This window comes from Mesorhizobium sp. M2E.F.Ca.ET.209.01.1.1 (assembly GCF_004010375.2).
GTDB lineage: Bacteria > Pseudomonadota > Alphaproteobacteria > Rhizobiales > Rhizobiaceae > Mesorhizobium.
Map to the genome: position 1 here is coordinate 43,366 of NZ_SADP02000007.1, position 19,270 is coordinate 62,635.

The 19,270-nt window shown below is 63.2% G+C and carries 16 protein-coding genes; 7 read left to right on the top strand and 9 right to left on the bottom strand.

Going from position 1 to position 19,270, the window contains the following annotated elements; all coding sequences use genetic code 11:
- On the bottom strand, window positions 1-1,257 hold a 1,257-nt coding region (hemA, locus tag EN852_RS14995), incomplete at its 3' end, for a 5-aminolevulinate synthase (RefSeq protein ID WP_127876116.1).
- A gap of 280 nt (window positions 1,258-1,537) precedes the next feature.
- Here hemA and galE point away from each other — a divergent pair.
- On the top strand, window positions 1,538-2,533 hold the full coding sequence (gene galE, locus EN852_RS15000; protein ID WP_095819620.1) for a UDP-glucose 4-epimerase GalE: 996 nt from the start codon (window positions 1,538-1,540) through the stop codon (window positions 2,531-2,533).
- 166 nt (window positions 2,534-2,699) lie between these two features.
- The gene (locus EN852_RS15005; RefSeq protein ID WP_127876058.1) at window positions 2,700-3,956 is read left to right on the top strand and encodes a D-amino acid dehydrogenase; all 1,257 of its coding nucleotides are present in this window, start codon (window positions 2,700-2,702) and stop codon (window positions 3,954-3,956) included.
- A 228-nt stretch (window positions 3,957-4,184) separates the two neighbouring features.
- Here EN852_RS15005 and EN852_RS15010 read toward each other — a convergent pair whose 3' ends face one another.
- The 7 genes from EN852_RS15010 to EN852_RS15040 all read right to left on the bottom strand — a co-directional run bounded on the left by EN852_RS15010 (window position 4,185) and on the right by EN852_RS15040 (window position 11,408).
- Window positions 4,185-5,543 (bottom strand): FGGY-family carbohydrate kinase, encoded by a 1,359-nt coding sequence (locus tag EN852_RS15010; RefSeq protein ID WP_127876057.1) that lies wholly within the window; start codon window positions 5,541-5,543, stop codon window positions 4,185-4,187.
- The gene (gene rhaM, locus EN852_RS15015; protein ID WP_210238248.1) at window positions 5,540-5,854 is read right to left on the bottom strand and encodes an L-rhamnose mutarotase; all 315 of its coding nucleotides are present in this window, start codon (window positions 5,852-5,854) and stop codon (window positions 5,540-5,542) included. Before rhaM ends, EN852_RS15010 begins: the two co-directional genes overlap by 4 nt.
- Window positions 5,854-6,855, bottom strand: coding sequence for an ABC transporter permease (locus EN852_RS15020; RefSeq protein ID WP_127876055.1), 1,002 nt, complete (start codon window positions 6,853-6,855; stop codon window positions 5,854-5,856). Before EN852_RS15020 ends, rhaM begins: the two co-directional genes overlap by 1 nt.
- Entirely contained in the window at window positions 6,852-7,829 is a 978-nt protein-coding gene (locus tag EN852_RS15025) for an ABC transporter permease (RefSeq protein WP_127876054.1), read from the bottom strand. Before EN852_RS15025 ends, EN852_RS15020 begins: the two co-directional genes overlap by 4 nt.
- A complete protein-coding gene (locus EN852_RS15030; RefSeq protein WP_127876115.1) occupies window positions 7,826-9,367 on the bottom strand; it encodes a sugar ABC transporter ATP-binding protein in 1,542 nt (513 codons plus the stop codon). Before EN852_RS15030 ends, EN852_RS15025 begins: the two co-directional genes overlap by 4 nt.
- Window positions 9,368-9,547: 180 nt before the next feature.
- Window positions 9,548-10,543, bottom strand: coding sequence for a rhamnose ABC transporter substrate-binding protein (gene rhaS / locus EN852_RS15035; RefSeq protein ID WP_042637283.1), 996 nt, complete (start codon window positions 10,541-10,543; stop codon window positions 9,548-9,550).
- Window positions 10,544-10,598: 55 nt separating this feature from the next.
- Window positions 10,599-11,408: a DeoR/GlpR family DNA-binding transcription regulator gene (locus tag EN852_RS15040; protein WP_127876053.1), complete on the bottom strand. Its 810-nt coding sequence runs from the start codon at window positions 11,406-11,408 to the stop codon at window positions 10,599-10,601.
- A 190-nt stretch (window positions 11,409-11,598) separates the two neighbouring features.
- Between EN852_RS15040 and EN852_RS15045 the strand changes: the two genes are divergently transcribed.
- The 5 genes from EN852_RS15045 (at window position 11,599) to EN852_RS15065 (ending at window position 18,883) form a co-directional block, all read left to right on the top strand.
- Window positions 11,599-13,701: a bifunctional rhamnulose-1-phosphate aldolase/short-chain dehydrogenase gene (locus EN852_RS15045; RefSeq protein WP_127876052.1), complete on the top strand. Its 2,103-nt coding sequence runs from the start codon at window positions 11,599-11,601 to the stop codon at window positions 13,699-13,701.
- 86 nt (window positions 13,702-13,787) lie between these two features.
- On the top strand, window positions 13,788-15,080 hold the full coding sequence (gene rhaI / locus EN852_RS15050) for an L-rhamnose catabolism isomerase (protein WP_127876051.1): 1,293 nt from the start codon (window positions 13,788-13,790) through the stop codon (window positions 15,078-15,080).
- A 144-nt stretch (window positions 15,081-15,224) separates the two neighbouring features.
- On the top strand, window positions 15,225-16,964 hold the full coding sequence (gene ggt / locus EN852_RS15055) for a gamma-glutamyltransferase (RefSeq protein ID WP_127876050.1): 1,740 nt from the start codon (window positions 15,225-15,227) through the stop codon (window positions 16,962-16,964).
- Between the two features lie 240 nt (window positions 16,965-17,204).
- Window positions 17,205-17,996, top strand: coding sequence for a hypothetical protein (locus EN852_RS15060; protein WP_127876049.1), 792 nt, complete (start codon window positions 17,205-17,207; stop codon window positions 17,994-17,996).
- Window positions 17,960-18,883, top strand: a complete 924-nt coding sequence (locus EN852_RS15065; protein ID WP_127876048.1) for a hypothetical protein — start codon at window positions 17,960-17,962, stop codon at window positions 18,881-18,883. Before EN852_RS15060 ends, EN852_RS15065 begins: the two co-directional genes overlap by 37 nt.
- Window positions 18,884-18,916: 33 nt before the next feature.
- On the opposite strand, the gene EN852_RS15070 is transcribed toward EN852_RS15065, so the two are convergent.
- Entirely contained in the window at window positions 18,917-19,264 is a 348-nt protein-coding gene (locus EN852_RS15070) for a hypothetical protein (RefSeq protein WP_245519731.1), read from the bottom strand.
- Between the last annotated feature and the right edge of the window lie 6 nt (window positions 19,265-19,270).

The following is a 19,270-nucleotide window of genomic DNA, read 5'->3' on the forward strand; positions in this document are numbered from 1 at the left end:
AAGCAGCGGAATGATGCGGTCGGTCTTGGCGACGGCGGGACGGCCTGAGCCGGCATAGGGGATGCCGAGCGCATCCCAGGTCTCGACCAGCGCGTCCTGCAATTCGGCAATCAGCGCGTCCGAATGGAACGGCGTGGGCGTGATGCGCAGCCGCTCGGTGCCGCGCGGCACCGTCGGATAGTTGATCGGCTGGATATAGATGCCGTGCACGCCAAGCAGCCGGTCGCTCGCCATCTTGCAGAGTTCGGGGTCGCCGACCAGCACCGGCACGATATGGGTGGCCGATTCCATCACCGGCAGGCCCGCGGCGGCAAGCACCTGCTTGGTGCGCGCCGCCTGGCGCTGCTGCGCGTCGCGCTCGGCCTGCGAGCGCTTGAGATGACGGATCGAGGCGGTGGTGGCGGCGGCGATCGCCGGCGGCAGCGCGGTGGTGAAGATGAAACCCGGCGCGTAGGAGCGCACCGCGTCGATCACGGCACTTGTGCCGGTGATGTAGCCGCCGAGCGTGCCGAAGGCCTTGGCCAGCGTGCCCTGGATGATGTCGACGCGGTCGGCCAGGCCCTCGCGTTCGGTGATGCCGCCGCCGCGCGGTCCGTACATGCCCACCGCATGCACCTCGTCGATATAGGTCATGGCGTTGTAGCGCTCGGCCAGCTCGACGATCTGCCTGATCGGCGCGATGTCGCCGTCCATCGAATAGACGCTCTCGAACACGATCAGCTTGGCGCGCTCGCGGCCCGCAGCCTGAAGCAAGCTTTCCAGATGCGCGACGTCGTTATGGCGAAAAATCTTCTTTTCCGCGCCCGAGCGGCGCACGCCCTCGATCATCGAGGCATGGTTGAGCTCGTCGGAGAGCACCAGGCAGTTGGGCAAAAGCCTGGCGATGGTCGAGATCGAGGCCTCGTTGGAGACGAAGCCGGAGGTGAAGACGAGGCCTGCCTCCTTGTCATGCAGGTCGGCAAGCTCCTGCTCGAGCTCGACCAGCGGGTTGGAGGTGCCGGAGATGTTGCGGGTGCCGCCGGCGCCCGAGCCCATCTTGCCGGCAGCGGTCTGGAAGGCGGCGATCACATCCTCGTTCTGGCCCATGCCGAGATAGTCGTTGGAGCACCATACGGTGATTTCCTGGGCGCGGCCGTTGGAACGCCAGATGGCGCGCGGGAACTTGCCCACAATGCGCTCGAGGTCGGCGAAGACACGGTAGCGCCGCTCCGCGTGGAGCTGGTCGATCGCATCCTCGAAGAACCGCTGGTAATTCATGTCGACTTCCCAATTTTGCGGCGGATCATAGTCACTGCCCCATGCCGCGTCCACCGAACCCAACCGGTCAAAATGCCACGCCTTTGCCCTGTTCCTAACGATGCCGGATCGTGGCCTATTCCCCGGGGTGTGAACGAGCTTTGTTTCAGTACGATGCCTCGGACGGGAGAAACTGTTACGGGTTTAACATTTAGGGGGAGGATAAAGGGCTTGCGGCGGGGTTTCCAGCACGGGGGCTGTTGAGACAGTTTCCGATAAATCTTGATCAGCGAGGTAGAAGATGACGGTTTTGGTGACGGGTGGTGCCGGTTATATCGGCAGCCATATGGTCTGGGAGTTGCTGGATGCCGGCGAGAGCGTCGTGGTGCTCGACCGGCTTTCCACCGGTTTCGAATGGGCGGTGGCCCCCGAAGCAAAGCTCGTTGTCGGCGACGTCGCCGACCGTGACCTGGTCGGCCGGATCATCCGCGAAAACAAGGTCGACGCCATCATCCACTTCGCCGGCTCGATCGTGGTGCCGGAATCGGTCGCCGATCCGCTCGGCTATTACGAGAACAACACCTGCAAGACCCGCACGCTGATCGAGACAGCCGTGCGCGAGGGGGTGCCGCATTTCATCTTCTCTTCCACCGCCGCCGTCTATGGCGGCGCTGGGCTGGAGCCGGTGCGCGAGGATGCCCGCCTTGCGCCGGAATCGCCCTATGGCCTCTCCAAGCTGATGAGCGAATGGATGCTGCGCGACGCGGCGCTCGCGCACGACATCCGCTATACGGCGCTGCGCTATTTCAACGTCGCCGGCGCCGACCCGAAGGGCCGCACCGGGCAGTCGACGCCAGGCGCCACGCATCTCATCAAGGTTGCTTGCGAGACCGCGCTGGGCAAACGCCCCTTCATGCAGGTCTTCGGCACCGATTATCCGACGCCGGACGGCACCTGCATGCGCGACTACATCCATGTCAGCGATTTGGCCGCCGCGCACCGGCTGGCGCTGCAGCGGCTGCGTGCCGGCGGCACGAGCCTCGTCGCCAATTGCGGCTACAGCCACGGCTATTCGGTGCTGGAAGTGATAGACAGCGTTCGACGCGCCTTCGGTCATGATTTCGATGTCCGCATGGGGGATCGCCGGCCGGGCGACGCCGCCGCCGTGGTCGCCAATTCCGAGCTTGCCCGCAAGGAGCTCGGCTGGACGCCGCAGCGCGACGATCTCGACCTGATTGTCAACGACGCGTTGGCCTGGGAGCGCATCCTGACGGGCAAAAATTCCGTGAGAAGCTGAGCAATTCCAGGAAAAGTGTGTAGCGGTTTTCCGTCCGGAATTGCGTCAATACAAAAAGTCCAGCTGTTGGGCCAAGGGCTCGCCCGGCGCTTTTAGAAGCGGTATTGAGCCTCATGCGGCCGTGCGCGTTAGCGCGCGCCGCCGCCATGATGCTTGAGGGGACGGCATGAAGATCCTGGTTCTCGGCGCCGGCGTGGTTGGCACGGCGGCTGCCTATTATCTGGCCAAAGACGGTCACGAGGTGACCGTGATCGAGCGCCATGAGGCGGCTGCGCGCGGCACCAGCCAGTCGAATGCCGGCCTGGTGTCGCCGGGCGACGCCACAGCCTGGGCTTCGCCCGCCGCGCTGAAAACCTTCCTGCGCGCGCTGTGGAACCACGATCTCGGCATCAAGGTCAGGCTGCGCCTCGACCCCTATTTCTATCTCTGGAGCCTGCGCTTCCTGCGCGAATGCACGGTGAAGCGGCTGCGCGCCAATACCGATATCAAGCTGAGATTGGCGCTCCATTCCCGCCAGTGCATCAATCAACTGTCTGAGGCAACAGGCATCCATTACGACGAGCGCAAGAAGGGCATCCTCTACTTCTTCCGGTCGCAAAAGAGCCTCGACACCGGCACCGACAATTATCGCTATCTCGGCGAGCACGGCCTGCCGATCGAGATCGTCGGCCGCGAGCGCCTGGTCGAGCTGGAGCCTGGCCTTGCCGGCGTGAAGGAAAAGATCGCCGGCGGCATCTATTCGCCGATCGACCAGACCGGCGATTCCAAGCAATTCACCGACAGGCTCGCCGCCTACGCCGCCGAAAAACTCGGCGTCAAATTCCTGTTCGGCACGACAATCCAGGGCCTCGATATCGAGGGCGATCGGGTGCGCGCTGTCATCACTTCGGCCGGCCCGGTGACTGGCGACGCCGTCGTCATTTCGATGGGACCAGAGAGCGGGCTGCTCGGCCGCCGCTACGGCATCGACCTGCCGGTCTATCCGGTGAAGGGCTACTCAGCGACGATTCCCTTGGGGGATGAGAGCAAGGGGCCGACCATGGGCGGCGCCGACGAGGACCGGCTGATCGGCTATTCGAGGCTCGGCAATCGCCTGCGTATGTCCTCTACGGCCGAGTTCACCGGCTTCGACCGCAGCTTCAAGCCGGGTGATTTCAGGACCATCCTGGAAACCGGCAAGGACCTTTTCCCGGGTGCCTTCGATGAGAAGAAGGCCGTGTTCTGGGCCGGCCTGCGGCCGATGATGCCGAATTCGGTTCCCGTAATCGGCCGGGCGAAATACCGCAACCTCTATCTCGACACCGGCCACGGCCATGTCGGCTGGACCATGGCCTGCGGCTCGGGGCAGTTCCTGGCCGATGTCGTCGCCGGCAGAAAGCCGCAGATCGATCCCAAAGGATTGCTGTACGGGACGGCACGCTGAAACCTATCTAATCGCCGACGTTGGCGCCGCCCTTCATCCCCCCTTCGGGCACCTTCTCCCCGTAAACGGGGCGAAGTGGCTGGCCGCGCCGCCGGCGCCCATTCTGTGGCGTCGGAAATTGGCGAAGGCCGCGACAACAGCCATTTCTCCCCGTCACTATACGGGGAGAAATGCCCGGCAGGGCAATGAGGGGCAGCGCTGACGATTCAAACAGTGGCTTCGCTGGAACTATGTCTGAACAGCCAACTGCCAAGCCTTTGCATAGTCGCCCCAGGCCGGATCGGTCGGCGGGTCGGTTCGCTCGCCCCTACTCATCGCGGGCGCGCCGTCCGTCGCCAGCAACGCCGCGCCGATGCTGGTCCCGGTCGAGGTCTCCGATACTATGACCGGCCGCTCAGTCGCCGCCGCCAGCATGCGGACGAAAAGCGGGTTGCGCGCGAACGGCCCCTCGACGGTTGTCGGCCCATCGCCGCCGATCAATTCCAGGCAGGTCGAGGTCATCAGCGCCAGATAGAACGAGATGGTGGCAAAGCGCTGCCCGGGGCTCAAGTCTTCGGCATTGATCCACCGCGCGTCGCGATGCGGAAAGGGTCCGGAGCCGTGTTGGGTGGAAGGCAGAAATAGGACCTGCCGCGCCAGCGCCGCGGCAACATCGTCATCGATCCATTCCTGCGGCTGGCCGTCGGTGAGCAGCGAGAACTCGCGACCGCCCATGAAGCGCGCGGATGGCACGGGATCGCCGAGCGCATTGACATTGACCAGCGTATCGCGCGCCGGGTCGAGTTCCACTTTCCTGCCGCCGACCGCCATCGACACCACCCATGTGCCGGTCGAAACGACGGAGAAGGGCGGCTGGTCGGACAACAAATGCGGCAGCAGCGAGGCGTTGGAATCGTGCAGTCCGCAGAAAACCGGGGTCTGTGGATTGAGCCCCGTCCGTTGCGCAATCGCTGGCAGGATCGGGCCAAGCCGGTCCTTGGCCGGTCGCACCGGCGCCATCAACCGGCGCCAGCCCATCCTGTCGACCAGCGAGGAATAGGCGGATGTCCAGGGATTCCACAGATCGGTGTGGCAGCCAAGCGAGGTGACCTCGTTCGCGGGAATGCCGGTCAGCCGCAGCGCCCAGTATTGCGGATACATCAGCATCGCCGTCGCCCTGGCGAATTCCGCCGGGAAGCGCCTCTGCTGCCAGAAGAACTGCGCGCCGAGATTGAGGCCGACCGGCAGCCGCGGCGTACCGGTCTCGGCGAAGGGCGGGCGGACGGCATCGTAGTCGGCCGCAAGCTGCTCGGGGCCGTCGAATTCATAGTCGAGCACCGGCAGCACTAGTTCGCCGGCGGCGTCGACCAGCGCGCCAGTCGCGCCATGCGTGGTGATCGAGATCGCATCGATGCGCCGTTCGCGGTTGAGATCGGCGAGGCTGTCGAGGATGAACGTCCACAGCGCCTCGACATCGTGATGCGGGTAGGGCGCGCCCCGCACCGGTGCGTTGGTCATTCGGCGCAGCGCGATCTCGCTCAGCGTCGCGAGATCGACCAGCGCCACCTTGGCGTTGGTCTTGCCGATATCGATGACGGCGACGATCATGCCATATGGAACATTGTTTCCAGCGGCACCGCCACCGGCTCGTTGTCGGGTTTGGTATCCATCACGTCGGCCATATGCGCCCACCAGCGCTGCATCACGGGCTGCTTCGGAAGGTCGGCCATGCCGTGATCGTCACGCCGCCACAGGACGCCGAACAGGATGTTGGTCTCCTCATCGAGATGGATTGAATAGTCGGAAACGCCAGCCTCTCTCAGCAGCGCCACCAGCTCGGGCCAGATCTCGTCATGGCGGCGCTTGTATTCGGCCTTCATGCCGTGATTGAGCTTCATCTTGAAAGCGTATTTCTCCATCAGGCGAAGCGTCCTTCGCGCAGCCGCCGCCAGACGATCGGCAGCGCAATGACGATGATCAGCAACAGGCCGATGAAGATCGACATGACGATGCCCGGCACGTTGAGCAGGCCGAGCCCAAACGTCACCAGCCCCATGATAAAGGCGGCAAGCACGACGCCCAGAATGCTGCCGGCGCCGCCGAGGATCGACACACCCCCAAGCACCGCCATGGTGATAGCTTCCAGCTCATAGCCCTGCGCGATCGACGGTCTTGTCGAGCCGAGCCGTGAGGTGATCAGCACCGAGGCGATGCCCGACATAAGCCCGGTCAGGCAGAACAGGATGAACTTGATGCGATCGACGCGCACGCCGGAGAACTGGCAGGCGACCGGATTGTTGCCGGTGGCAAAGACCCGCCGGCCGAAGCTCGTGCGGTGCAGCACGAACCAGTAGATCAGCGCCGCGACGAGGAACAGCGCCAGCTCGAACGAGAAAACCCACCAGACATAACCCTGGCCGAAGAACGCAAAACTTTCCGGATAGCCTTTGTAGGCCTGGTCGCCGAGGATGATGAAGGCGATGCCGCGGAACAGGCTCATCGTGCCGATGGTGACGACGATTGAGGGCAGGCCGAGCCGGGTCACGAGCAGCCCGTTGAACGCGCCGCAGCCAAGCCCAACGGCGATGCCGATCAGCACTAGCACCGGCGTTCCGGCGCCGGCCTGCACGGCCATGCCCATCATGGTCGAGGCCAAAGCCACGATCGCCGCGACGGAGAGGTCGATCTCGCCGGAGATGATCAGCAGCGCCATCGCCAGCGCGATCAGCCCTTTTTCCGTGAAGTTGAAGGTCAGGTCCGACAGCGACCACGGGTCGAGGAAATAGGGGGAGGCAAAACTGTTCACCGCGAAGATGGCGATCGCGATGACGACCAGCAGCGCCTCCCAGGAGAAGATCGCCGAGGAAAGCGGCTTGTCGAGCCGGTCGGGGATATGGCGCGGGGCAGGGGTGTCTGTCATGCCGCTTCCGCCTTTCTCAGGATGATGCGGCCCTGCCGGCGCTCGCCGCGCGCATTGAGCACCACGGCCAGAATGATGGCGCTGCCCGAGATCGCCATCTGCCAGAAGGGCGAGATGTTGATGACCGGCAGGGCATTGGAGATGATGCCGAGGAACAACGCCCCCAGCACCGCGCCGCCGACCGAGCCTATGCCGCCGGCGATCGAGATGCCGCCTATGACGCAGGCGGCGATGATGTTGAGCTCATAGCCATTGGCGACCTCGACCGAGGCGATCACATAGCGCGAGATCCAGAGATAGCCGGCGAGCCCGCCGATCATGCCGGAAATGCAGAAGACGATGAATTTGGTTCGGCCGACATCGATGCCGGCATAGACCGAGGCGGTCGGGTTGACGCCGATGGCGTAGATCGAGCGGCCGATCGCTGTCCGCGTCATCACCAGGAAGAACAGCGCGATGACGAGGATCGCGATCCAGGACAGCACCGGCAGGCCGAGGAAGGCGGCGCGCTGGAAGTTGATGAAGTCCGGGCTCATCTGGTCGGCATTGACCCAGGCGCCGCCGGAGACAACGAAGGTGGCGCCGCGATAGATGGTCAGTGTGCCGAGCGTCACCACGATCGAGGGGATGTTCAGCCGCCACACCAGGAAGCCGTTGACCGCGCCGAGCACCAGGCCAACCAGCAATGCGATGACGATCAGCACCGGGATCGGGATCGCCGGATGCGCGGCGTTCAGCATCGCCACCACCATGCCGGTGAAGCAGAGGTTGGACGCCATCGAAAGATCGATCGAGCGCGTCAGGATCACCACCATCTGGCCGAGCGCCAGGATCATCAAAATAGAGGTGTCGTTGAACACCTGGCGCAGATTGGCCGGATCGGCGAAACCAGGGAAACGGGTGGAAATCAGGCCGATCAGCACGACGATGCCGGCGAGCAGCCAGATCTCGCGATATTTGAGGAAATTCTTCATGCCGCGATCCCCGCTGCCCTCCGAACCAGCGTTTCGGCGTCGAGGCCCTTGTTGTAATAGGTCGCCGCGATCCGGCCTTCGCGCATGACCACGACGCGGTCCGACATGCCGAGGATCTCAGGCAGTTCGGACGACACCATGATCACCGAAAGCCCTTGCGCTACGAGCTCGGCCATGAAGCCGTGCACGGCGGCCTTGGAGCCGATGTCGATGCCTTTGGTCGGCTCGTCGAGGATGATCACCTTCGGTGTCGTCGCCAGCCATTTGGCGATGACCACCTTCTGCTGGTTGCCGCCGGACAGCGTGCCGACATCCTGGCTGAGCGATGAGGCGCGCAGGTCGAGCCGCTCGGTGTAGGAACGGGCGAGCGAGAACTCTTCCGCGAGCCTCAGCACGCCGGATTTCGAGGTACGCGCCAGCGAAGGCAGCGACACGTTCTGGAAGATCGGCAGGCCGATCACCACGCCCTGCTTGCCGCGCTCTTCCGGCACATAGACGATGCCGGCCTCGATGGAATCGGCGGCCGATCTCGGCGCGATGGATTTGCCGTCGAGCGAAATGGCGCCTCGGCTGGTGCGGGTGATGCCGGCGATCGCCTGCATGACCTCGCTGCGCCCGGCGCCGACCAGCCCGTAGAAGCCGAGGATCTCGCCCTTGCGCAATTCGAAGCCGATGTCGTCGAATTCGGTCGGATGCGACAGGCCCGAAACCGACAGCACCGGCGCGCCGATCTTCGGCTCGCGCTGCGGGAAGATGTGGTCGACGTTGCGGCCGACCATCATGCGCACGATCTCGTTCTGGCCGGTGTCCTTCAGCAGGCCTTCGCCAACCATCTCGCCGTCGCGGAAGACGGTGTAGCGGTCGGCGATGCGGTAGATTTCGTCGAACTTGTGGCTGATGAAGAGCACTGCCTTGCCTTCGCTCTTCAGGAATTCGATCAGCAGGAAAAGCTCCTCGATCTCCTTCATCGAGAGCGCCGCGGTCGGCTCGTCCATGATGACGATGCGCGCATCGATCGACATCGCGCGGGCGACGGCCACCAGATGCTTGTTGGCAATGCCGAGATCCTTCAGCCTGGCGTCGGCATCGATATGGCCGGCGCGCATCGTCTCCAGCACCTCGCGGGCATTGCTGCGCATGGTGCGCCAGTCAATGGTGCCGAAGCGGGTGCGCGGCGCGTGGCCGAGGAAGATGTTCTCGGCCACCGACAAATCGTCGAACAGCACGGTTTCCTGGTGGATGGCGGTGATGCCGTGGCCGAACGCGGCATGCGCGCTGGGCAGCGTCGTGGCTTGGCCGTCGATGCCGATCTCGCCGGCATCCGGCTGGTAAATGCCGGTCATGATCTTGACCAGCGTCGACTTGCCGGCGCCGTTCTCGCCGATCAGTGCCGTCACCTGCCCGGGGTAGAGCGACAGGCTGACATTGTGCAGGGCGCGCACGCCCGGGAAACTTTTCGAGATGCCTGAGAGCGTCAGGCGGGGAGCTGAGGCCGGGGGTCGTTCGTTTACTTTGCCGTGATGGGCCGTCGTATCCATAGTCGTATCAAGCCCGTCTATGTTCCGCATTGACTCCCCCTCACCCGACCTCCGCTTCGCTCGGTCGACCTCTCCCCGAGGGGAGAGGAGGTTGGCGAGCTTGGCGCCTGGCTCTTCTCCCCACCGGGGAGAAGGTGGCCGCGAAGCGGCCGGATGAGGGGCAGCGCCGTCAGTCCGAGATCAATAGATCTTGGAGAACTTCTCGATGTTGGTCTTGTCGAACTGGAAGGGCGGAGCCATCGCGGCCGAGTTGGTGTCGTCGAGCGTCACCTTGCCGACGCGGCCGATCGACAGCGTGGCGCCGGGCTTGGCCTCTTCCTTCTTCACGGCCAGGTCATGGGCGAGATAGATCGCCGAATAGCCGAGGTCGATCGGGTTCCAGAGAGCAACAGCCTGCGAAGCGCCGTTGTCGATGAACTTCTTGAACTCCGACGGCAGCGCAAGACCCGTGACATTCACCTTGCCGATCAGGTTCTCGTCGGTGACGACTTGCGCGGCCGCAACGACGCCGACGGTGGTCGGCGCGATGATCGCCTTGAGGTTCGGATAGGACTTCAAGAGGCCCTTGGCTTCGTCGGTGCTCTTGGCCGAGTCGTCATCGCCATAGACGGTGGCGACCAGCTTGATCTTCGGGAACTTCTCCGGCAGCACTTTCTTCGCCGCCTCGATCCAGGCGTTCTGGTTGGTCGCGGTCGAGGAGGCCGAGAGGATGGCGACGTCGCCGCCTTCCGGCAGGTAGTCGGCGGCGAGCTTGATGATGGTTTCGCCGATCAGGCCGGTGTCGGACGGATTGAGGTGGAGCTGGCGGCCTTCCTTGGCGACGCCCGAGTCCCACGAGATCACGGTGATGCCGCGATCCATCGCCTTCTTCAGCACCGGCACCAGCGCGTCGGCGTCATTGGCCGAAACGGCAATGGCGTTGACCTTCTGCGCGATCAGCGAGTTGATCACTTCGATCTGCGCTTCGGCGGTTGCCTTGGTCGGGCCAGTGTAGATGACGTCGACATCGCCCAGTTCCTTGGCCGCTTCCTCGGCGCCCTTGTTGGCGGCGTCGAAGAAGCCGTTGCCGAGCGACTTCACCACCAGCGCGATCTTGACGTTCTCGGCATAGGCGGCATTCACGAACATGGCGGCGGAAAAGGCCGCCGTGACCAGCAGTTTCTTCAAAAAGCTCATCGAATATCCTCCCTTGAGCGTTGCATTCCATCGCCGCTGCGGGCGCGAGTTTCCCTCAGGCCTGCAGTGAAGATTCTTCCTTGTCGCTAGCCGGCTTGCGGGCGACGATCAGCGCCACGCCCGCCGTTTCCAGCATCTTGGCCTCCCGGTCCTCGATGCCGTCGTCGGTGATCACGGTTGCGATGCGCGACAGCCCGCACAGGATCAGGCTGGAGCGCATGCGGAATTTCGAGGAATCGACCAGCACCACCAGCTCGTCGGCCTGATCGATCAGCTTCTGCTCGGCCTGGATCAGCAGCGGATCGCCCTCCATCAGCCCAAGCGGACCAAGGCCTTGCGCTCCCATGAACATGCGGCGCGCATAGAAGTTGCGCGTCACGTCATTGTCGAAGGGCGACAGGATGATGTTCTGCTCACGGTAGATCGTGCCGCCCGACAGCATCACCGTGTTCTTCGAGTGCTTGAGCAGATGCTCGGCGATCGGGAAGGAGTTGGTGAAGATCGGCATGCGGCGTCCAGTCAGGAAATGCACCATCTGGAAGGTGGTGGTGCCGCCGTTGATGATGATCGGCTCACCGTCCGCGCAAAGGTTCACCGCTTCCCGCGCGATCGCCCGCTTCTGCGCGGCGTTCAGCGTTTCGTTGACGGAGAAGGGCCGGCCGGCAAGGCCGATGAATTGCGGCGGCGAGATCGCCTCGGCGCCGCCGCGCACCCTGCGCAGGCGCTTTTGCACATGGAGTGCCGCGATGTCGCGCCTGATCGTCGCTTCGGAGGAGTCCGTCAGCTCGACCATCTCCTGCACCGTCACCACAGGCTTTTCCTGGACGGCGGACAGAATGATCCGGTGGCGTTCTTTTTCGTGCATGGTTCCTCCCTGCCCAAGCATCAGGCCTTAGAAAACGCGCAGTGTCAATCATTTCCAATCATATATTTTCATTGTGCAGTGCAATATGATCGATATTGATCGTTTGTGATTGACAAGCAGGCCACTAGCGTAGACATTCCCGAGCAAGAAATGAGGGGCGCGGCGTTTCGCGCTCCAAGGGAGGATACCTATGCTCGACAAGCGCTCCGGCTCGCGCCTCGCCAATCTTTGGGACGATGCAAAAGCCGAAGGGATGAGCGGTCCCGAGCTCCTGGTCTATCGCTCGAACACGCTGGGGTCCGACAAGCGCGTCACCAATTATGGCGGCGGCAACACCTCGTCCAAGGTCCGGCAGAAGGACCCGCTGACCGGCGAGGAGGTCGAGGTCCTGTGGGTCAAGGGCTCCGGCGGCGACAGCGCCTCGATCAAGCTCGACGGTTTCGCCACCCTCTACATGGACAAGCTGCGCGCCATTAAGGGGCTTTATCGAGGCGTCGAGCATGAGGATGAGATGGTGGGCTATCTGCCCCACTGCACCTTCAACCTCAATCCACGCGCGGCCTCGATTGACACGCCGCTGCATGCTTATGTGCCGAAGGCTTGCGTCGACCATATGCATCCCGACGCCATCATCGCGGTCGCCGCGGCCAAGGATTCCAAGGCGATCACCAAGGAAATCTTCGGCGATGCCATCGGCTGGCTGCCTTGGAAACGGCCGGGCTTCGAGCTCGGCCTGTGGTTGGAGAAATTCTGCCTCGACAACCCCGAAGCCAAGGGCGTCGTGCTTGAAAGCCACGGCCTGTTCACCTGGGGCGACACGCCCAAGGAATGCTACGAGACCACGATCTCGGTGATCAACCAGGCCATCGAGTGGTTCGAGCGCCGGTCGGAAGGCGTGGCTATTTTCGGTGGCGAGGCGGTGAAGGCGCTCGATGCTTCGGCACGCCGCGCCATCGCGGCCAAGCTGATGCCGAGGATCCGCGGCCTGATCTCGCAGACGAGCCACAAGCTAGGCCATTTCGACGACCAGCCGGCCGTGCTCGAATTCGTCAATTCCAGGGATTTGCGGCCGCTGGCGGCGCTTGGCACCTCATGCCCGGACCATTTCCTGCGCACCAAGATCCGGCCGCTGGTGATCGAGTTCGATCCGGCAAAGCCCGATATCGACGCCGTCATCGCGCGGCTCGCCGACGACATTGCTGAATACCGCGTCGGCTACCAGGCCTATTACGGCGCCTGCAAGCATCCGGATTCGCCCGCCATCCGCGATCCCAATGCCGTGGTCTATCTGATGCCTGGAGTCGGCATGTTCACCTTCGCTGGCGACAAGGCGACAGCGCGCATTTCCGGCGAATTCTATGTCAACGCCATCAACGTCATGCGCGGCGCTTCGACGGTTTCGTCCTATGTCGGCCTGCCGGCGCAGGAGGCTTTCGACATCGAATACTGGCAACTCGAGGAAGCCAAGCTGCAGCGCCTGCCGAAGCCGAAGCCGCTGGCCGGCCAGATCGCGCTGGTCACCGGCGGCGCCGGCGGCATCGGCCGCGCCACCGCCAACCGGCTGCTGCGCGAAGGCGCCTGCGTCGTGCTCGCCGATATTGACGAGGCAGCACTGGCCAGCGCGAATGAGGAGCTTTCGAAGGCCTTCGGAAAAGACTTCGTCCGCCCAGTGCGGATCGACGTGACGTCGGAAGATCAGGTCGCCTCGGGCTTCGCCGAGACGGCGGTCGAATTCGGCGGCGTCGACATTCTGGTGTCCAATGCCGGCCTGGCCTCCTCGGCACCGATCGAGGAGACGACACTCGCCTTGTGGAACCGGAATATGGACATCCTGTCCACCGGCTATTTCCTCGTCTCGCGCGAGGCTTTCCGCCTGTTCCGCGCCCAGAAGATCGGCGGCAACGTCGTCTTCGTCGCCTCCAAGAACGGGCTCGCCGCCTCGCCCAACGCGTCCGCCTATTGCACCGCCAAGGCGGCCGAGATCCATCTCGCCCGCTGCCTGGCGCTGGAGGGCGCCGAAGCGCAGATCAGGGTCAACGTCGTCAATCCGGACGCCGTGCTGCGCGGTTCAAAAATCTGGACCGGCGAGTGGAAGGAACAGCGCGCCGCCGCCTACAAGATGTCGACCGACGATCTCGAGGAGCATTACCGCTCGCGCTCGATGCTGAAGCGCTCGGTGTTCCCGGAAGACATCGCCGAGGCCGTCTACTTCTTCGCCTCCGACATGTCAGCCAAATCGACCGGCAATATCGTCAACGTCGACGCCGGCAACGCGCAGAGCTTTACGCGCTAGGCGAGCTCCCCGTTCTACGGGGGGAAGGTGCCCGAAGGGCGGATGAGGGGCGGCGCCAGCCGAACGTATTCTTGGGAGGAATTGCAGTGTCCGAAACAATTATCCGCGCCGACCTCGTCGCCAGCCACAACGCCGCGCGCCAACCCGACCTCGAGCGCGACTACGATTCCCTCGGCGAACGCCTCGACCGCCGCGGCATCGCCATCGACGCCATCCGCGACAAGATAGAAAAATTCGGCGTCGCGATCCCGTCCTGGGGCGTCGGCACCGGCGGCACGCGCTTCGCCCGCTTCCCCGGTCCCGGTGAGCCGCGCGACATCTTCGACAAAATCGAGGACTGTGCCGTTATCAGCCAGCTGACGCAGGCGACGCCGACCGTCTCCCTGCACATTCCGTGGGACAAGGCCGACCCGAACCGGTTGAAGCAGGCCGCATCCCGCTTCGGCCTAGGCTTCGACGCCATGAACTCCAACACCTTTTCCGACGCCAAGGACCAAAAGCTTTCCTACAAATTCGGCTCGCTGTCGCATGCCGATGCTGGCACGCGCCGGCAAGCGATCGAGCACAATCTCGAATGCATCGAGATCGGCAAGACACTGGGCTCCAAAGCGCTGACGGTGTGGATCGGCGACGGCTCGAACTTTCCTGGGCAGGTCAATTTCGCAAGGGCCTTCGAGCGCTATCTCGATGCCATGCGCGAGATCTATGCCGGCCTGCCGGACGACTGGCGGCTGTTCACCGAGCATAAGATGTATGAGCCGGCCTTCTATTCGACGGTCGTGCAGGACTGGGGCACCAACTACATCATCGCCAGGGAGCTCGGCGACAAGGCCTTTTGCCTGGTCGACCTCGGCCACCATGCGCCCAACGTCAACATCGAGATGATCGTGTCGCGGCTGATCCAGTTCGGCAAGCTGGGCGGCTTCCACTTCAACGATTCCAAATATGGCGACGACGACCTCGACGCCGGTTCGATCGATCCCTACCGGTTGTTCCTCGTCTTCAACGAACTGGTCGATGCGGAGCTCTCCGGCGCCAAGGGTTTCAACCCCGCCCATATGCTCGACCAGAGCCACAACGTCACCGATCCGATCGAGAGCCTGATGCTGTCGGCGGTCGAGGTTCAGCGCGCCTACGCGCAGGCGCTGCTGGTCGACCGCAAGGCGCTGGAAGGCTTCCAGGAGGCCAACGACGCGCTGATGGCGACGCAGACCCTCAAAAGCGCCTACCGGACCGATGTCGAGCCGATCCTGGCGATGGCGCGGCTCAGAACCGGCGGCGCCATCGATCCGGTCGCCGCCTATCGCGAAGCCGGCTACCGGGCCAAGGTCGCTGCGGAACGGCCGATGGTTGCAGGTGGTGGCGGCGGCATCGTCTGAGATTGGCTGGCCTCGGCCTCGGCTTTTTTCCTGCAACGCGGAGCCGGCTGGGGAGCGAACACCGATATGTGTCCGCTCGTATTGATGGATGGACTCGGCCGCTCCAAGTAGTTCTTCTAAGCGCGCAGCACTTGGAGCACCGCCATGCCCTTGACCCGTCGGACGCTGATCGGCGTCACCCTTTCGCTCGCGATTGCCCTCACGCCGCCGGTCACTGCTTTCGCCGCCTCGCCGGCTCCCGCCAAGGGCGAGCATGGCATGGTGGTCACGGAGCAGCATCTGGCAACCGAAGTCGGCGTCGACGTGCTGAAGAAAGGCGGCAACGCCGTCGATGCCGCTGTCGCGGTCGGCTACGCGCTTGCCGTCGTCTTTCCCGAAGCCGGCAATATCGGCGGCGGAGGGTTCATGACCATCCGGCTGAAGGACGGCCGCACCACCTTCCTCGATTTCCGCGAGCGCGCGCCGCTCGCCGCCAGCAGGACCATGTATCTCGACAAGGACGGCAAGCCGATCAAGGGCGCCAGTCTCGACGGCTATCTCGCCGTCGGTGTGCCCGGCTCCGTCGCCGGCTTCGAGATGGCGCGCGAGAAATACGGCACGCTTTCGAGGCAGGATCTGATGGCGCCGGCGATTGCCTACGCCAAGGACGGCTTCGTGCTTAACCAAGGCGACGCCGCCTCTTTCGCCCGCAGCGCCCATCGTTTGGCGAAGGATCCGGCTGCTGCCGCCATCTTCCTGAAAAAGGACGGCAAGCCTTATGGCATCGGCGAGAACCTCATTCAGCCAGACCTCGCCGCCGCGCTGTCGGCGATCTCGCAAAAGGGGCCGGACGCCTTCTACAAGGGCGCGATCGCCGATGCCATCGTCAGGGCGAGCGGCGCCAAGGGCGGAATCCTTGGCAAGGGCGATTTCGAGGAATATGCGGTGCGCGAATTGAAGCCGGTGACCTGTTCCTATCGCGGTTACGAGATCATCTCTTCGCCGCCGCCGAGTTCGGGCGGCGTCATCATCTGCGAAATCCTCAATGTGCTGGAAGGCTATCCGCTGTCCTATCTCGGCTCAGGGTCCGCCGAAACGGTCCATGTCATGGTCGAGGCCATGCGCCATGCCTATGTCGACCGCAATTCGGCGCTCGGCGACCCTGATTTCGTCGACAATCCGGTCTCGAAGCTGCTCGACAAGAACTATGCGAAGGACATCCGCGGCAAGATCGACCCGTTCCGCGCCGGCGTCTCGAAGGACCTGATGCCGAAAGGCCTCGACGAGTCGAAGGAGACCACTCACTATTCGATCATCGACAAGGACGGCAACGCGGTTGCAGTCACCTACACGCTGAACGGCTCCTACGGCGCCGGCGTCGTCGCCGACGGCACCGGCATCCTGCTCAACAACGAGATGGACGATTTCACCCAGAAGCCGGGCGTGCCCAACCTCTACGGGTTGGTCCAGGGCGAGGCCAACGCCATCCAGCCGAAGAAGACGCCTTTATCCTCGATGAGCCCGACGATCCTCACCAAGGACGACAAGCCGTTCATGGTTATCGGCAGCCCGGGCGGCTCGCGCATCATCACCATCACGCTGGAGGCGATCGTCAACGTCATCGACCATGGCATGGACATCCAGCAGGCGATCGACGCGCCGCGCGTCCACCATCAATGGCTGCCCGACATGGTCTATGTCGAGCCGTTCGGCCTGTCGCCGGACACGGAGAAGCTGCTTGCCGGCATGGGCTACCATCTCGACCTGAGCGACGAGACCTGGGGCCGGGCCGCCGGCATCCTGGTCGGCGGCATGAGCCTGGCGGAGATCGAGAAGGGCGGCGGCGCCCGCTACAACGGCGCCATGGACAGCCGCGCGGCTGCAGGCGAGGCGCTGGGATATTAGCTCAGGGCCTATGAATTGGCCGGTCATTTAACGTGGCAGTGGGCGCGCCTTGGCCGGCCGACCCACTGACCGCGGCGATGGTGTTGTCGCTGCCGGGGTAGGGAATGCGACCCGCTGGCACTCACGACGGCTCAGGCCGTTGAAGATTAATGATAGATCGCTAGAAGAGGAGCGGGCGATGTCCCTGTATGCCTAAACATGCCAAGGCCCCGAGCCCGGCGCTCCAGCGGCAGTCGATGAATGAGCGAGAGTTTTTCTTTGGTGGTTCCTACGCGTGACGGAGCGCCGCACAGTCTGATCATTGCCGAAGAATATCGACGGCTCGGGATTGAAATTCGGTATTTCGTCGATAGCCGTTCGTCGCCGCGATACATAGAAGATGTGCTTCGCAAAGTTGACTTGGCCACCAAGCTATCCGTCAGGTGGGGGCGGTCTTATGTCGAAGGCATTCTGCCGAAGATTGCAGCCGTTTCACGCGCAAGGCGTATTTTCCGGCTGGACGACGATGAATTTCCCTCGCGTGCCTTGCTGACCTGGCTGCGCGATGTTGCAGCGCCGACTAATAAACCGGTGATCGCCATCCCACGCCGCGCCGTAGCCGTTATCGATTCCAAGGCTGTTTTTGCCGCGAAGTTACCCAATTTGCCGCCGGGCGACTTTCAGTTTAGAGGGTTCCTCGTCGATTCGGTAAAATTCAAGAAAAAAATCCACACGCCGGGCTTCTCGTTCAATGAATCCGACGTCTTGTACGCGCCTTCGGAGTGCCACATCTACCATTTCGATTGGGTTGTACGAAGCCGGGACCAGCGGGCCAGCAAACTCGAATTCTACCAGAGGATAGAGCCGGGAGCGTTCGAATTGTTGAAGTATCAGTATCTCTACGAGGATTTCGATCCGGCCCTTTATGAATTTACCCCGCTGGACGATCCGGACGTATCGGCCCTGGCCCTTCGGCTCCATGGCGAGCGGCCTGAACCCGCGGAGGCGACCAAGGGATGGAAGCGGCTTATCCGCGGGATCGCCTGTCGATGAATCCCTTTCGTATCGTGTCGGTTCAGCGGCCATTGCCCGGTCCATCGGCAGGTGGCAGGCAGGCGGGAATCTTCATAACGCATGTGCTGAACCATCGAATACAGGCTCATTTTGACCGTCTCCGCAGCGAAACGGAGGCGATCATCGACTGGCAGCTCGCCTATAATCCGTGGACCCTGAGCGACCTCGTCGGCGGACGAGCAGATTTCGAGATCGACCGAACCTCCGTGCGCGTGCGGCAAGCTCTGGATAACGGAAACTTGACGATGGGCTATATGGACGTCGTGCTCTTTCCCTTGGCGAAGTCCGCAAATCGGGAATTCGTCTGGATTCTCGAATATGACGTCGACTTTGCCGGCACCTGGCTCGATTTTTTCCAGCAATTTTCGAACAATGGCGTGGACTTGCTGACGACGACGCTCAACACGCGCCGCCGCGATCCGCGCTGGACGTTCTGGGGCTCGGCAAACGGACCGTGCCCGAAATCACGCTTCACGAGAGCATTTATGCCCATCATGCGCGTTTCGAGGCGCTTTATCGGCACCTATGAGGAGGCGCTTTCGACAGGCGAGTGGAGTGGGCACTACGAATTCCTCGTGCCGACCATTGCGCGCGTTCATGGTCTCAGGATCGAGGATATCGGCGGGACCGGGCCGTTCGTGCCCTGGCGCCGAAGGGGACGAAACTATCTGAATGCGGCGAAGGACCCTCATCTCAGCCCGGGGACGTTCGTCTGGCGCCCATCGATGGGGGCTTATTTTCACGAAGACGATACCGCATTCACGCAACGGGCCATGCTTTACCATCCGATCAAGGCCGACGTGGTCGACTGGGAGGCCCAAGCACCTGCGGCTTTATCCGAGGCCATCCCATGCGGAGAGGCCTAGGTTGGTTTGTCGCACACCAACCGAATTGTCTGATCAGGTCACCAGCGTGATCGTCGAGGCGATCAGCATGACGGCGGCAATGGCGACGAACAGCGCGTAGATGCGCGGCCGGTCGAGCAGCAGAGCATTGCCGGAAATCCAGGCTGCGGTGGCGCCGCCGAGCGCGAACAGGAAGCCGTTGCGGTGGCCGAAGGACATGGAGGCGGCCATCAGGCCGCCGATGATCAGTGCGCCGAAGACGATGATGACGGCGACCGCATATTTCTCGAAATCATTGCCGCCCCCCATGACCGGGCCCATCGCATTGAGATTGGGCAGGTCGTCCGGGTCGAAGGGGCTGGTCGAGCCGTATTCGTCTTGACCGAGGGATTCGCGCATCATTCATTC